At 46.3% G+C, this 13,584-nt stretch carries 13 protein-coding genes and 9 tRNA genes; 3 read left to right on the top strand and 19 right to left on the bottom strand.

Annotated features, from left to right (window positions below; genetic code table 11):
• Window position 1: 1 nt before the first annotated feature.
• The 18 genes from SP90_RS07580 to SP90_RS07665 form a co-directional block, all read right to left on the bottom strand.
• Window positions 2–835 carry a hypothetical protein gene (locus SP90_RS07580; protein ID WP_082936345.1) on the bottom strand — a complete coding sequence of 278 codons (834 nt, stop codon included), beginning with the start codon at window positions 833–835 and terminating at the stop codon, window positions 2–4.
• 454 nt (window positions 836–1,289) lie between these two features.
• Window positions 1,290–1,688, bottom strand: a complete 399-nt coding sequence (locus SP90_RS07585) for a NifB/NifX family molybdenum-iron cluster-binding protein (protein WP_066854215.1) — start codon at window positions 1,686–1,688, stop codon at window positions 1,290–1,292.
• 44 nt (window positions 1,689–1,732) lie between these two features.
• A complete protein-coding gene (locus SP90_RS07590; RefSeq protein WP_066854217.1) occupies window positions 1,733–2,596 on the bottom strand; it encodes an ATP-binding protein in 864 nt (287 codons plus the stop codon).
• Complete coding sequence (locus SP90_RS07595) at window positions 2,589–3,443, bottom strand: nucleotide-binding protein (RefSeq protein ID WP_066854219.1); 855 nt, start codon at window positions 3,441–3,443, stop codon at window positions 2,589–2,591. The genes SP90_RS07590 and SP90_RS07595 overlap by 8 nt, the downstream gene beginning before the upstream one ends.
• Window positions 3,443–4,021: a NifB/NifX family molybdenum-iron cluster-binding protein gene (locus tag SP90_RS07600; protein WP_066854221.1), complete on the bottom strand. Its 579-nt coding sequence runs from the start codon at window positions 4,019–4,021 to the stop codon at window positions 3,443–3,445. The genes SP90_RS07595 and SP90_RS07600 overlap by 1 nt, the downstream gene beginning before the upstream one ends.
• 75 nt (window positions 4,022–4,096) lie before the next feature.
• Window positions 4,097–4,456, bottom strand: coding sequence for a DUF134 domain-containing protein (locus SP90_RS07605; RefSeq protein ID WP_066854223.1), 360 nt, complete (start codon window positions 4,454–4,456; stop codon window positions 4,097–4,099).
• A 260-nt stretch (window positions 4,457–4,716) separates the two neighbouring features.
• Window positions 4,717–5,052, bottom strand: a complete 336-nt coding sequence (locus SP90_RS07610) for a zinc ribbon domain-containing protein YjdM (RefSeq protein WP_066854225.1) — start codon at window positions 5,050–5,052, stop codon at window positions 4,717–4,719.
• A 260-nt stretch (window positions 5,053–5,312) separates the two neighbouring features.
• Window positions 5,313–6,641 carry a sensor domain-containing diguanylate cyclase gene (locus tag SP90_RS07615; protein ID WP_197498778.1) on the bottom strand — a complete coding sequence of 443 codons (1,329 nt, stop codon included), beginning with the start codon at window positions 6,639–6,641 and terminating at the stop codon, window positions 5,313–5,315.
• Window positions 6,642–7,049: 408 nt separating this feature from the next.
• A tRNA-Asp gene (locus SP90_RS07620) sits at window positions 7,050–7,126 on the bottom strand.
• A gap of 5 nt (window positions 7,127–7,131) precedes the next feature.
• Window positions 7,132–7,207: transfer RNA gene (locus tag SP90_RS07625), tRNA-Val, on the bottom strand.
• 255 nt (window positions 7,208–7,462) lie between these two features.
• Window positions 7,463–7,538, bottom strand: a tRNA-Val gene (locus SP90_RS07630).
• A 255-nt stretch (window positions 7,539–7,793) separates the two neighbouring features.
• Window positions 7,794–7,869, bottom strand: a tRNA-Val gene (locus SP90_RS07635).
• 47 nt (window positions 7,870–7,916) lie between these two features.
• A tRNA-Asp gene (locus SP90_RS07640) sits at window positions 7,917–7,993 on the bottom strand.
• A 62-nt stretch (window positions 7,994–8,055) separates the two neighbouring features.
• A tRNA-Asp gene (locus SP90_RS07645) sits at window positions 8,056–8,132 on the bottom strand.
• Between the two features lie 12 nt (window positions 8,133–8,144).
• Window positions 8,145–8,220: transfer RNA gene (locus SP90_RS07650), tRNA-Val, on the bottom strand.
• A 183-nt stretch (window positions 8,221–8,403) separates the two neighbouring features.
• Window positions 8,404–9,033, bottom strand: coding sequence for an RluA family pseudouridine synthase (locus SP90_RS07655; RefSeq protein ID WP_066854229.1), 630 nt, complete (start codon window positions 9,031–9,033; stop codon window positions 8,404–8,406).
• A gap of 369 nt (window positions 9,034–9,402) precedes the next feature.
• Window positions 9,403–9,479 (bottom strand) — tRNA-Asp (locus tag SP90_RS07660).
• A gap of 6 nt (window positions 9,480–9,485) precedes the next feature.
• Window positions 9,486–9,561: transfer RNA gene (locus tag SP90_RS07665), tRNA-Val, on the bottom strand.
• Between the two features lie 455 nt (window positions 9,562–10,016).
• Here SP90_RS07665 and SP90_RS07670 point away from each other — a divergent pair.
• The gene (locus SP90_RS07670) at window positions 10,017–11,354 is read left to right on the top strand and encodes an outer membrane homotrimeric porin (RefSeq protein ID WP_066854231.1); all 1,338 of its coding nucleotides are present in this window, start codon (window positions 10,017–10,019) and stop codon (window positions 11,352–11,354) included.
• Between the two features lie 155 nt (window positions 11,355–11,509).
• Here the strand turns inward: SP90_RS07670 and SP90_RS07675 are convergent, their stop codons facing one another.
• Window positions 11,510–12,520: an elongator complex protein 3 gene (locus SP90_RS07675; RefSeq protein ID WP_066854233.1), complete on the bottom strand. Its 1,011-nt coding sequence runs from the start codon at window positions 12,518–12,520 to the stop codon at window positions 11,510–11,512.
• A gap of 288 nt (window positions 12,521–12,808) precedes the next feature.
• Between SP90_RS07675 and SP90_RS07680 the strand changes: the two genes are divergently transcribed.
• Window positions 12,809–13,225 carry an HIT family protein gene (locus SP90_RS07680; protein ID WP_066854236.1) on the top strand — a complete coding sequence of 139 codons (417 nt, stop codon included), beginning with the start codon at window positions 12,809–12,811 and terminating at the stop codon, window positions 13,223–13,225.
• Window positions 13,226–13,257: 32 nt separating this feature from the next.
• Window positions 13,258–13,548: an integration host factor subunit alpha gene (locus tag SP90_RS07685; RefSeq protein WP_020000871.1), complete on the top strand. Its 291-nt coding sequence runs from the start codon at window positions 13,258–13,260 to the stop codon at window positions 13,546–13,548.
• Window positions 13,549–13,584: the final 36 nt, after the last annotated feature.

The raw sequence follows: 13,584 nt of genomic DNA on the forward strand, positions 1-13,584 counted from the left end.
ATTATTCCGAATTGTGATCTAGTCCGCAGAGCATGAAGCCGAGAATCGGCTGGCATTTTTCTTCGCATGCTTCATAAAATTTTCCATGCTGCCGTGTCTGCGATTTATTTTCTGCACCATAAAAGAATTCAGCAATCCCCAACGGGATAAGCCGGTTCTCCTGTGCATAATGAATCAATTTAGGAGCGCAGCAGTCTGCTGTGCCTGTTCGCATTCCCTGTGTGCTGTGGAACACTTCTTTAAGCGGCTTCTTTTCACCCTTAAAGTTACCCAGAATATACAGGGCATATAATTCATCCATAAGCGCGCGGGAACAGGCCTTGCGTTCTTTCTTCAATTGCTGCAGCAGCTCCTTTTCATGAGCCGCCAGGGAATCTATGCGGTCTGAATACTCATTCACCACCTTGCTTCCCGCAGCATTCACCGCATTGTATCGGGGAAGATTCATAACAGGCGGAGCCCATCCGGGGATGTCGTATATCCGATCATACTGACCAGAAAACGCACGGACAATCCCCACAGTGCCATCCTGCTTTTTGCAGACCATAACGCCGAGCATCTGTCCTAACGCCTTTCCCCACAAGTAATCCATGCTGTAACGAGGGTTCCCTTCTAGAGAATCAAGCTGCGCCTGTAGCTCCTGCCGTCCTTCAACGCCTTCAGGAACAGCAAGCAGCATATCGCCTTTAGCCTCCAGCTCTGCCAGCAGCGTACGGGCATAATATTGCGCACTTCCGTACGGCAGTGAATGCGTTTTTCCGCATGCTGTACAATAACCAAATGCGGCTGCGTCTTCTGAAAATTCTTCAGCACAACTATCCAACGGGATAAACACTCTGAACTCCTTGGGTCTGAATGGCAGAATTCATCACTCTGCACCGCAAGGTATATAGGCACTGAACGCCAGAACGGCAAGAAAAGATCAGGTGGGGGGGGCACGCTAAAACAAGTTTGTCTGCTAAACAAAAAAAACGAGATGATACACATCTCGTTTTTTTGTTGCAAACCTGCCGGGGGGAACCACAATATCCAAATAAAGAGCCTCTGGTTTACGGGCACAACCTGCGTGGCGGAAAGCCTACAGTAACACCGTCAGGAGAGAATATCTGTTTATCAAATGAACATCCGGCAGTTTTACGGTGTTCCCACCGCTTGCGTTGCAGGTAGGCGTGGAGGCTTTGATAATGTACTCTGGGTCAATGGAATGCAAGAACGGCTAAAGCCGTGCTCACAGCGCTGTTTCCAATATTCAGGTACACTACCGTTCCGTCACCGCTGCAAAACTAATCCTAGTGGTTGCCACAACCGCCTGTGCTGCCGCCACCACAAGTAAATTCCTGAGAGAAACGCGGGAGAGAACCTGCAATAAAGCCGTTCACTGCGTCCTGAACACTCTGGGCACCATTGCCATGAAGAACATCAATACCGACCTGACGGAAGCCCATAAGAGGCCGCATACCCATACCGCCGGAAATGATTGCCTGTACTTTATGTTCTGCAAGGTAGTTAACCGGAGCCATACATCCGCCTTGTTCGTGCGGGATGTTAGGAATAACTTCCACGTTGCCGACCTTACCGTCTTCTACAGAAATAAGAGTGTACATCTGGCAATGACCAAAGTGTGCGTCCACGCCTGCTTCCAGTCCACCTGGTGCTGCAGAAGGAACTGCTACGAGAGTTGAAGACATATTTTCTCCTTGTAACATGTCAAATTTTCTTTGCTGATAGTATATTACAGCTGTGAAAGTACGTTTTTCCATATACCGTCAAAGGCAGCGTACATAGTCGAATCAAATTCTGTAACAGCCTTGCGTTCCACCATTGCCGCTGTCACGGCGTCGGCATGCGGAACTCGTCCTGCAACCGGATAGCCCTGCTGCGCACAGAAGGATTCGATCTTTTCTGTCATGTCGGTATTTAAATCATATTTATTGATGACCACGCATCCCTTAACACGGAAGTGGTCACACAAAGCCGCAACGCGTTCCAGATCATGCAGACCTGAAGGAGTAGGCTCCGTTACAAACACTGCCAGATCAGTTCCGGAAAGTGAGCTGATAACAGGACATCCAATTCCCGGTGCGCCGTCGGCCAACAAAATATCGTGCCCGTGTTCCCGTGCTGTTTTGCGTGCTTCGTCCTTAAGCAGCGCAACCAGTCTGCCGGAGTTTTCTTCTCCGGGATACAGCTGCGCATGGACAAGGTGCCCGAAACGTGTCTCTGACCTGTACCATTCACCACAGTTTTTTAAGGTAAAATCAACAGCTTCAGCAGGACATAATGCGACACAGACCTTACAGCCCTCACATTTCATCGGGTCAACAGCAAACGTTCCATTTTCATGGGTAATTGCATCAAAACGGCAACGTTCAAAGCATTCACCACACTGCGTACAGTCTTCCTGACGAATTTTTGCCTCATACCCTGACCAGAATTCATGATGCTGGTATTGTTCGGGCTGGCTTATCAGGTGGAAATCCGGTGCATCCACATCCAGATCACATAAAATTGTATTTTCAGAAAGATGGGCAAATGCTCCGGTAACTGTTGTCTTGCCGGCTCCGCCCTTTCCGCTGATTACGAGGATCTCATGCATGGACGGACTCCTGAATAGACTGGCGTAACGTTTCAAACACTGGCTGTAATGTTGGAACTGCCTGTGTGATCACCGCACCGGTGGAATAAGCTTCTGCAATATGCCTTTCAAACGGAATTTCCGCCCAAATAGGAATATTGTGTTCTGCGCAGAAATCATACACCTGCCTGTCCCCTATGCCAGCCTTGTTAACAACAACGCCCATAGGTTTTTCGAATACGGAAAAGGCTTCGTATGCGATTTTGAAATCATAGAATCCAAACGGGGTAGGCTCCGTAACCAGCACAACACAGTCTGCATCTGAAACAGCACAGACTGCTGGGCAACTCGCACCGGGAGGAGAATCTAGAATAATATCACGAGAATCATCTTCATATGCTGAAAAGACATCGTGCTTAACCAACTTCATTAGTGGAGGACACATCGCCTCACCGATGCGGAGTCTACCCATATGGAACGCAATATTACCGGAAGTGCCATGGCACAGCTCGCCCAGCTCGCGAGAATCGACTGTTAACGCGCCGGTTGGACACACAGCAATACAACCGCCACAACCATGACACATATCAGGAAAGGTTAATAAGGTATCCCCTATTAATGCAATTGCCTTAAACTGGCACAACTCAGCACAGGCTCCACAAGAGGTGCACATCCCCTCGTCTGCTTTAGGAATCTCGATATATCCTTTCTCTGTTCCGGTAATTGCAGGATGTAAAAATAGATGAAGATTAGGCTCTTCAACATCCAGATCAACCGCAGCAACAGGGGCATTCCAGTTTGCTGCCAATGCAGCAGTAACTGTTGTTTTACCGGTGCCGCCTTTACCGCTGGCTACTGCAATAATCACTAGAAGCGACCTCCGCCTCTTCTGCCGCCTTGTCCGCCACAGCGTCCGCTGCCCTGACCTCCGCGTTGCCCTTGGCCTCGACCAGCACCACCCTGTCCTCGACCGGCACCGCCTTGTCCGCGTCCAGCACCTTGTCCCTGTTGACAGGATTGTTCCGCCTGAGCTGTCGGAGCTGGCTGGCTGGCCTGAGCAGTTCCACCACCCATTCCGCTCTTACCTTGCGAATTAGGGGAGGAAGCAATTGTGATATTGCCTTTATTAAATTCTTCTATTGCCTGACGCACAGTCATGTTTTCAACATCCTGTCCGACCTGAACATTCGCAGCTTCCAGTGCAGTAAAAGCCTTAGGACCAACATACCCTGTCAGTACGACTTTGGCTCCACTTCCGGCTACATTCTGAGCAGCTTGAATACCCGCACCCTGTGCCATTGTCTGAGAAAGGCCGTTATCAAGGTAGGAAAATTCAAGGCTCTGAGAATCAACAATCAAGAACCCCGGCGCTCGTCCGAAACGAGGATTAACAGTATCATCCAATGTTGGGCCGTTGGTACTGATTGCTAATGTAGTTGATTCCATGTTGGACTCCTTGGTGATGTCGTTGCATCAGAAAATGGTCATCATTACGATTCACACACACTTCGTGCGCCGAATCTACCTCTCTGTCTGCTTACCACCTGAACAACAAGGTTGTCCGGCTTTCCGCTTGCCTTGTACGTCTGCTTCGAATGTATAGTCTCCACCTTCAACTCGAATCGCGCATCCTTGTGAAAGTGCAGTTGCCACTGTTTTACGTGCCCCTGCTAATATGCGCCCAAGAGTAGGACGGGAAACCCCCATCTGTGCGGCTGCTTCTTCTTGTAGCAATCCCTCTGCATCTATCAGCTGCAGTGCTTCCAATTCGTCCACAGATAACTCAACGGTTGTTAAGTCCATCATAGGTATTCCTTGCGGCTTATAAAAAACCACATGTGGCATCTTCCTGATGACGCGAGGGATTTTTCGTCTACCCACAGATTCTCCTGTTCGGTTAGTAAGTGTTTACACTTTATGTATCTACCCCTCAAAGTCAATACAAAAAATGAGCACAGGCTCAAAAAAACGAATAACAATCTAATTTATTTAGTAAAATTTTATTCATTATTTCACCTCAAAAACGCAACTGATACGCACTAATTTATCAATTTGAACGTTCTTTCCGTGCCATAATAAAAAAGCCTCCGCACACAATGTGCGAAGGCTTTTCTCTTTCTATCCAGCAGGTGATTAAAAAACTACGCTTTTTTCACCACAGAAGTTTTAAGGAACATGGAGCCAAATCCCGGAATCTTACAGGAGATATCGTGAACTCCATCCTCAGGCTCAACCAAGGTAATGTTCTTCACCTTAGTCCCTTTTTTAATAGCACCAGAGCCGCCCTTTATCTTCAAGTCCTGAATAACAATAACAGTGTCACCGGTAACAAGCACGTTACCATTAGCATCCTTGTATACCCGTTCCGCTACATCTTCAGCGGTAAACTCATGGCTACATTCAGGACAGATAAGCATGCTGCCATCATCATACACATATTCAGAGCCACACTGAGGGCAATTCGGTAAGTTTTCCATATCATTTCCAATGTATTGTTTATTTCTCCCCATTCGGGAAGAATAGTATTACAGGCATGCGCCATTCAAGTTCTCAATCAAGAACCAGTTCACCCTATCAGGACATCAAAAAAGAAAAAAGCTCCCCCTGAGCACCTATAACACACCAGAATGAAGCCTATAACTAGCTATACGACCGGGCAACAAGGAACACCTGACGAAAAGCAAGACAAGAAAAAAGCCTTCGCTCTATACGCTGAAGGCTTTTTACCATTCACTTGCTAAAAACAAATGGTATTACGACCACTTTCTTTTGCCTCATAAAGCTTCATATCCACACGGTTAAGAAGCGACTCCATTGTCTCGCCTTCACGGTATTCAGCTATCCCGATGGACGAACTGACTGAAAGCTCTTCCCCGTCATAGGTAACTGGCATTTTATCTAAAAAGGCCTGAACCTTTCGGGCACCGGAAATTGCGCCCGCGACATCTGTTCCAGGAAACAGCATCAAAAACTCATCTCCCCCGATCCTAAAAACCAAGTCTGTCTGTCGCACAGCAGCGTTCAAACAAAATGCTGAATGCTTTAAGATACTATCTCCTGCAGGATGCCCGTACTGGTCATTGACCTGCTTAAACAGATCTAAATCAAACATCAAAACAGACAGCTTCTCATTATGCATTTTTGCATGCTGAATATGCTCTTCAAGCGCCTGCATACCGGCCCTGCGGTTACCAATATCCGTCAGATCATCTTTCAAAGAAAGCTTAGTAAGCCTTTCATTCAAAAAGGTAATTTGTTCCTGCTTCACGCTTACCATGCATTGCTGGATAAAGATGAACGCTGAAATGATGAATGAAAAAAGAATCGTGAAAATACGAGCAAGGCCATAATATTTGTTCTCTATTGGATCATATCCAAGCTGCAGCTTCCATACCCCGTTGGGAACCTGAATATCCATATCCACAGCAGTTGCACTTTTATGCCCTTTGGAAGCAAACAATACAGGTCTGTTTTTCGAGTCCGGATTATCCCCCTCAAGCGCAATATACAGCCCCTGTTCTTCGAGCCTGCGTATTCTTTCCGGCAAAATTTGATCAACTGAAAGAATCGCAATAGTAAATCCCCAAAACTCTTTTATTCCGTTGGCAACACGAAAAACAGGTTTTCGGGCAATCACAGCATACGCACCATTTTGAATAAGCTTGAGCGGCCCTACAAATGTGACTTTACCGCTGCGTAACGCCCGAACCGCGCCTGCGCTGCGCTGCGCATCAGCTAACAAGTTATGCCCTAACGCCTTTTCATGCCCAGAAAGCGGATATATATTGGAAACAATACCTTTTTTTGCGAGTTGAACAACTGATGACCCGTTCTTTTCTTGCACTAAGAGTTCTGCCCATTCTTGAAAGTCAGCTGTATTATAGTCAGTAGCTTTAAGAAGGGCATGTAATGATTCTGTCAGAACTCTTCCGTCCGATATCTTACGCTGTATTTCCTGCCCTATTATAGAGCCTGTATTAAGCAAAGTATCACGCAACAATCTTTCTTCATGCTCTGCATCCCAACGAATTAATGCTTCAACAAAACCAATTGTCAGAAGATTCATTGCTATACAAAGCACAGCAGTGCATATAATTTTTATTTTATTGCCTTCCTGCATCTCACCCCACAGTATTCAGCACAGCTTACGCAGCATTACCATACGAATATAACACATAGTATTTAGTCGGTGTATACTGGCAATACCGCAACGTCACACTACTGCTACATTAGTAACTATTCCCATATCAAGTAAGATTCTTCAAAATTACTACTTAGATGTGTCCACAATACATAGTGATACAAACAGCCTGTACTGCAGCACATTGATTCGAGCCTTACTACATACCCATATACAAATCAGTTAGTAATAGGAGCATGGCAAACTTTTTTACTTAAACGAGTTGCGCACTTGAAAGCTACACAGAAGGCAAAAAAAAAGTCCTCATACTTTCGTATGAGGACTAGATTTGCGTGGCGGAGCCGACGAGACTCGAACTCGCGGCCTCCGGCGTGACAGGCCGGCGTTATAACCGACTTAACTACGGCTCCGCAAATGGTGGGCGGTACAAGGCTCGAACTTGTGACCCTCGGCTTGTAAGGCCGATGCTCTCCCAACTGAGCTAACCGCCCGATGGAACAGTTTCTATATGCACTACCTCCTGAAGTCAACAGAAAATCAGGCTTTCATGCATTTTTTCTCAGAACTTCAGTATGTACTAAAATATGCCGCGCTAACACATTATAAACTACGAGGTTCAATTATCACGTCAACGCTGCAAAATCGTCACAACAATCGGGCATGGTAGATATTTGTGCCACAGCAAAAAACCAACTCCCGAAAGTAATGCACAAAAAAAAGGACTGGAAAAAATCCAGTCCTAACAATGGTGGGCGGTACAAGGCTCGAACTTGTGACCCTCGGCTTGTAAGGCCGATGCTCTCCCAACTGAGCTAACCGCCCGATGGAACAGTTTCTATATGCACTACCTCCTGAAGTCAACAGAAAATCAGGCTTTCATGCATTTTTTCTCAGAACTTCAGTATGTACTAAAATATGCCGCGCTAACACATTATAAACTACGAGGTTCAATTATCACGTCAACGCTGCAAAATCGTCACAACAATCGGGCATGGTAGATATTTGTGCCACAGCAAAAAACCAACTCCCGAAAGTAATGCACAAAAAAAAGGACTGGAAAAAATCCAGTCCTAACAATGGTGGGCGGTACAAGGCTCGAACTTGTGACCCTCGGCTTGTAAGGCCGATGCTCTCCCAACTGAGCTAACCGCCCAAAATACATTCGCACCACAAGATGATATATCCGCGATACTAAAAAAGTGGCGGAGCCGACGAGACTCGAACTCGCGGCCTCCGGCGTGACAGGCCGGCGTTATAACCGACTTAACTACGGCTCCGCATTCTCTTACGAGAAAAATATATATTCAATTGTATGAAGCTTGCGCCTCTTGATTTCAAGTGGCGGAGCCGACGAGACTCGAACTCGCGGCCTCCGGCGTGACAGGCCGGCGTTATAACCGACTTAACTACGGCTCCGCAGGTATTGAATGGTGGGCGGTACAAGGCTCGAACTTGTGACCCTCGGCTTGTAAGGCCGATGCTCTCCCAACTGAGCTAACCGCCCGTTCAACGAGGACACGTTTTAGGGAAAACCCGCTCAGGTGTCAACAGGAAAGCTTCAAAAATTTACTTTTTTTTATTTTCACTGCTGAATCGCTAATATCAGACAGCGCTTTCTTCTAAAAAACAGACTAAACACAAGACAGCATACACAACACAACTATCTATAATTACAGCCTCTATTTATTTAAAAACTCGGCTCACTCTCGAATTCCAAAATTTCTTTTGTCTTCGGGTGCATAAAACGCAGATAAGCTGCATGCAATTTCATCTGCCCCGGCTCAGTACCATTTCCATACAACCTGTCACCGACAATCGGATACCCAAGCCCATATAAGGCATGCAGTCTAAGCTGGTGTGTTCTGCCGGTATGCAAAACAAACTCAACCCTTGTACATCCGTTTTCTACTCCAAGATTCCGCCATTCCGTATGTGCCGGTCTCCCCTGTTCAGGATCAACAACACTGTACGGCCTGTTGTCCAAATCCATACGCAACGGTAAAGAAATAGAACCACCTTGATCCGCAAGCTCTCCTTCGATCAAGGCAACATATCGCTTGCTCACTTCTCTGTTTTGAAACTGTTCCGAAAGCTCACGCTTTGCACGCTTTGTCAAAGCCAGCACCAACAAGCCGGAAGTATCCATATCCAGCCTATGCACAGTAGGTATTTTAGTACAGGCCGGATACCGTTCCTTAATGCGAGTCTCAACAGAGTCCTGATTCTCCTCTCCCTTTCCAGGCACAGACAAAAGACCACCGGGTTTATTAACAACCACAAGCTTGGTGTCTTCATAAATAATAGAAAGAAAATACACAGGCGCTCCGAATAAAAATTTGTATAGCCTTATTAATAAGGAACGAGCCAAGAGGCAAGCCACGCATACGAGCGCATACTGACAGCAACGTGACGCAACGTAATATCAGAACGCGCTGTGAGTACAGCATGTGTTGAGAGAGAGGATAAGAAAGATAGCAGGCAGCAAATTATGTCCCGAACCTCAAGGAGAGGGACAATATAACAACATGAATTTCAAAAAGAAAAAGCGCAAAAAATGATAGTAAGCGCTACCTCTTCGTGACAGGCTCGGTGGAACTAAAGCCCAAAGCGACCAATAAACGCGGCTGCGCGTCTAGGTGGCAGACGCAAAAAAAGGGTGTAGTTTTCACTACACCCTTTGCTCGCATGGCGGAGCCGACGAGACTCGAACTCGCGGCCTCCGGCGTGACAGGCCGGCGTTATAACCGACTTAACTACGGCTCCGCATAATGGTGGGCGGTACAAGGCTCGAACTTGTGACCCTCGGCTTGTAAGGCCGATGCTCTCCCAACTGAGCTAACCGCCCGATATGAAGAAACACTATTTAGTGAATCCTACCTGAGTAGTCAATACTTTTCCAACCACTGTTGTGTTTGCAGAAAGCAGTTCCGCTCAAGAGAAAGAGCTTCTACGTAATTTCAAAACACCGCGCAAGTCTTTTTTTAACAATTCTTTCAATAAACATTATATATATTGCAAATTCAGCACATTACAACACTTTCAACCAACTTGGTTTAAGCGCTCAATCAAAGCACTCAATCTAGCTTCGTTTAATTTTTTTTACCGTCCAAAAGCCCCGAAAACTCACGCCCGAGAGATTAGAGAGGTGTTATAATTACTTAAAATAATGAGAAAAAACTTGTGCGCATTCCTTTTTTTACGCTACAACATCTGCAGACCTGCATTGAGATTACTGACCACAATCTCGAAAAAGACTACTGACCACAGTCTTTTGCAGTAAAAAAAGAAGGATTTACACACATGAAACGCATTATTATCCTGATGCTTGCTTGTACTATGGTGCTTGGCGCTGTTGCTACAAGCTCAGCTACCGAATTTAAGGCAGCCGGTACACTCGACATGGCATTCCAGTGGCTGGACAACCCTGATCCAAAATCTGCTAACAACGGCGACTACTTCAACGCTATCCAGCGTCTGCGTACCAAAATCGACATCATCGCCAACGAATCACTCAAGGGTGTTTACTACCTTGAAGTTGGTACAATCCGTTGGGGTGACCCAATCACTTTAGGCCGCGGAAGCGGTGGTGCACTTGGCGCTGACGGCGTTAACGTTGAAACCAAACGTCTCTACCTTGACTTCCAGGTACCTGACACTGAGCTTCAGTTACGTATGGGTATCCAGGGTCTCGCACTTCCTTCCCTTGCTAACAACAACCCTGTTCTTGATGATGACGTAGCAGCTATCGTAGCTAACTACTCTTTCACAGATCAGTACAACATCGTAGCAGCTTGGGCACGTGCAGCTGACACTGAAAACTACAGCACTAACGGTAGCCCAACCAGCAAAACTAAATACGACGTATTCACCGTTATCTTGGGTCTCAACTTTGAGCCTGTAACTCTCGTTCCTTACATCGCTTACGGTGCAATCGGCCGTAACGCTGACGTAAACTCCCGTGCTGGCGGCATCATCACCGCTACTGCTGACCGTGATGCATGGTGGCTCGGTCTTTCTGCTAAGTCCAATTACTGGGAAAACCTCAACTTAGCATTCGACTTCGTTTGGGGCTGGTCTGATGGTTCCGATATGGCTGTCGGCGCTGCTGGCAACCCTAACAGCCGTGACCAGAGTGGCTTCTACGCTCTCCTCCACGCTGATTACAAAATGGAATACTTCACTCCTACTCTCGACCTCTGGTACTCATCTGGTGATGACGACAGCGTAACAGGCGACGGCGAATTCATGCCTGAAATCTCTGCTGGCGGTCTTGCTCTTACCAACCTCGGTACTGACGGTGGCTTCTTTGATACCACTGACAACGCATTCACAACTTCCGGTATCGGTACCTTTGGTGCAGTACTTGGATTCACAGACTTCTCCTTTATTGAAGACGTAACTCACGATTTCAAAGTTGCTTACATGCAGGGTACTTCTGAGTACTCAAGCTCAAGCCTTGTTAACACTTTCCCAACTGACGAAGACCGTGCTTGGGAATTCAACCTCGATACTAACTGGCAGATGTACGAAAACCTCGCAGCTATCGTAGAACTCGGTTACCTCAACCCTGACTACAAAGGTGTTGACGGTGAAGAAGCTGTTTGGAAAGCTGCAATCGGCTTCCAGTACTCTTACTAGTTAATGTATCCGTGGTCAGGCGCATAACAGGCGCACACAATGCAGTCCCAGCCGGAGAGCACATGCTCTCCGGCTTTTTTATGCTAAAAAAAAACCGTGCATCATGTTCAACCACAATACACGGTAACTGTTGCGATCAGTTCAACAGCTCAAAATCAATCAAGTTGAAAGATCGGCAGCTTCCAATGAACAACTTTTTCAGGAAGCACTCCATGCTCTGCCCAAAAATGTTTGTGCACTCCTTTGTAGCCCCAAAGCTCACCCTGATATTTCTGCGGAAGAAACAGCCGTGAAAATGGTTTCTGGAGCTGCTGTATTTTCTCCATAAGCAACAGGCGCAACGCTTCACTGCGCACCATATTACCCATAGCCGGATGAAATGAGCCAGCAATCAGATTCTCGTTAAGCCCATCCTCCTGAGCAACACCAATACGTATAACACGAATTCCATGCTGCCATAACGACAATAGCCCTTCTCCAAGCGCAGTAACTGTTTCTTCAAGAGTCCACGGCTGAAATTTACCCTGCGAAAACCAATGCGCCAGTACAGTATTCTTAAAAACGAGGCATGGATACAAGCGAACAACATCAGGAGAAAGCGCACAAGTTTTCGCAATATCATTCGTAAAAATTTCTGCATTCATTCCGGGAAGCCCGGGAAGAAGCTGAATACCGAGAGTGACATTAGCATTTTTGACAGTATTGCAAGCACTTACTATCACCTCTTCAGTATAACCGCGCTTGCTATTCGCTAATACTTTGTTATTATACGTTTGTACGCCCAATTCTACCGTGCGCAGACCTCCATCACGCAGTTCAGACAACTCCTCCTGATTAATCGCGTCAGGACGCGTTGAACAGCGCACACCGCTCACTACGCCAGATTCTGTAAATTGTGCAGCAAGAGCAACAAAACGTTTTTGCCACACAAACGGAAGAGCGGTGAAGGTTCCACCGTAGAATGCAACCTCATATCCGGCTCCGGACTCCGCACCTTCAAGAGTGGCTTGTAACGCACTGTAAACATGCTCTAATTGCGCCTTAGCTCTTCCTGTCTGGACTGTCTGAGCACAATACACGCATCGTGTTTTACAACCTGCAAATGGCATGAACACAGGTAAAATGCGGATTTTTCGACCGGCAGGTTCCGGGTGAGAAAAAATCATTTAGGACGTAACCACCTTTATGTATTAATCTTTTTTGATTTTATTTTACATTCTTTTGTTCTGAACAACATATTTCACACTGCCAGACGTCAGGAAACACCTCAAAACTGCGGTTTTCCCCTGAAACAGAAGGTTTCGTCAGTTCAATATTGTAAACACATAAAATTACGTAAAAAAACTTGATTGCTTACATAAATTGAGTATATACACAGCCCGACACACGTCTGGAAAAGATAAAATCATCCAGACGATTACCTGAACAATGTAACAAAAAATCATTACTGCACTATGAGTACTCAAGATTGTATTTTTTGCAAGATTATCAAAGGCGAGATTCCGTGCGCGGAAATTTACTCAGACGACAACGTACTGGCTTTTCTCGACATTGGTCCGGTAAGCAAAGGTCATACGCTAATTATTCCTAAACAGCATTTTCCGAATATCTTTGATATTCCTGCTGAACTTGCCCCTGCCATCATGCATGCACAGAAGATTGTAGGCAAAGCTATACTTGCCACTACGGGGGCAACAGGGTTGAATATATTCATGAACAACCACTCTGATGCCGGCCAGCTTGTTTTTCATGCTCACTGGCATCTGATTCCTCGCTTCAGTAATGATGGGCTGAAGCATTGGCCACAGGCAGCATACGACTCTATTGAAGAGGCACAGCATTTAGCCACCAGCATTCGGCAGCACATATAAGAGCCGTTACCCCACGAAAATGGGAGGATAATATGGAAGGGAAAACCCTTACAAAAGCTGATATTGTAGATTCTATCTACGAGAAAACTGACAGGAACCGTGCAGAGGTTAAAAACCTCGTAGAATCCTTGTTAGATATTATGAAAAGTGCAATCAAAAAAGATCACGCACTTCTTATCAGCGGATTCGGTAAACTCGAAGCTTATGACAAAAAAGCTCGTAAAGGCCGCAACCCGCAGACCGACGAAACTATCACTCTGCCTCCGCGCAAAGTAGTAGTATTCCGTCTGTCCCGCAAATTCCGCGCTGAACTTAACGGTTAAGCCCGGTTTGTCAGGCGCAGCAGCGCCTGTGCAGCT

The organism is Halodesulfovibrio spirochaetisodalis (assembly GCF_001672295.1).
GTDB lineage: Bacteria > Desulfobacterota > Desulfovibrionia > Desulfovibrionales > Desulfovibrionaceae > Halodesulfovibrio > Halodesulfovibrio spirochaetisodalis.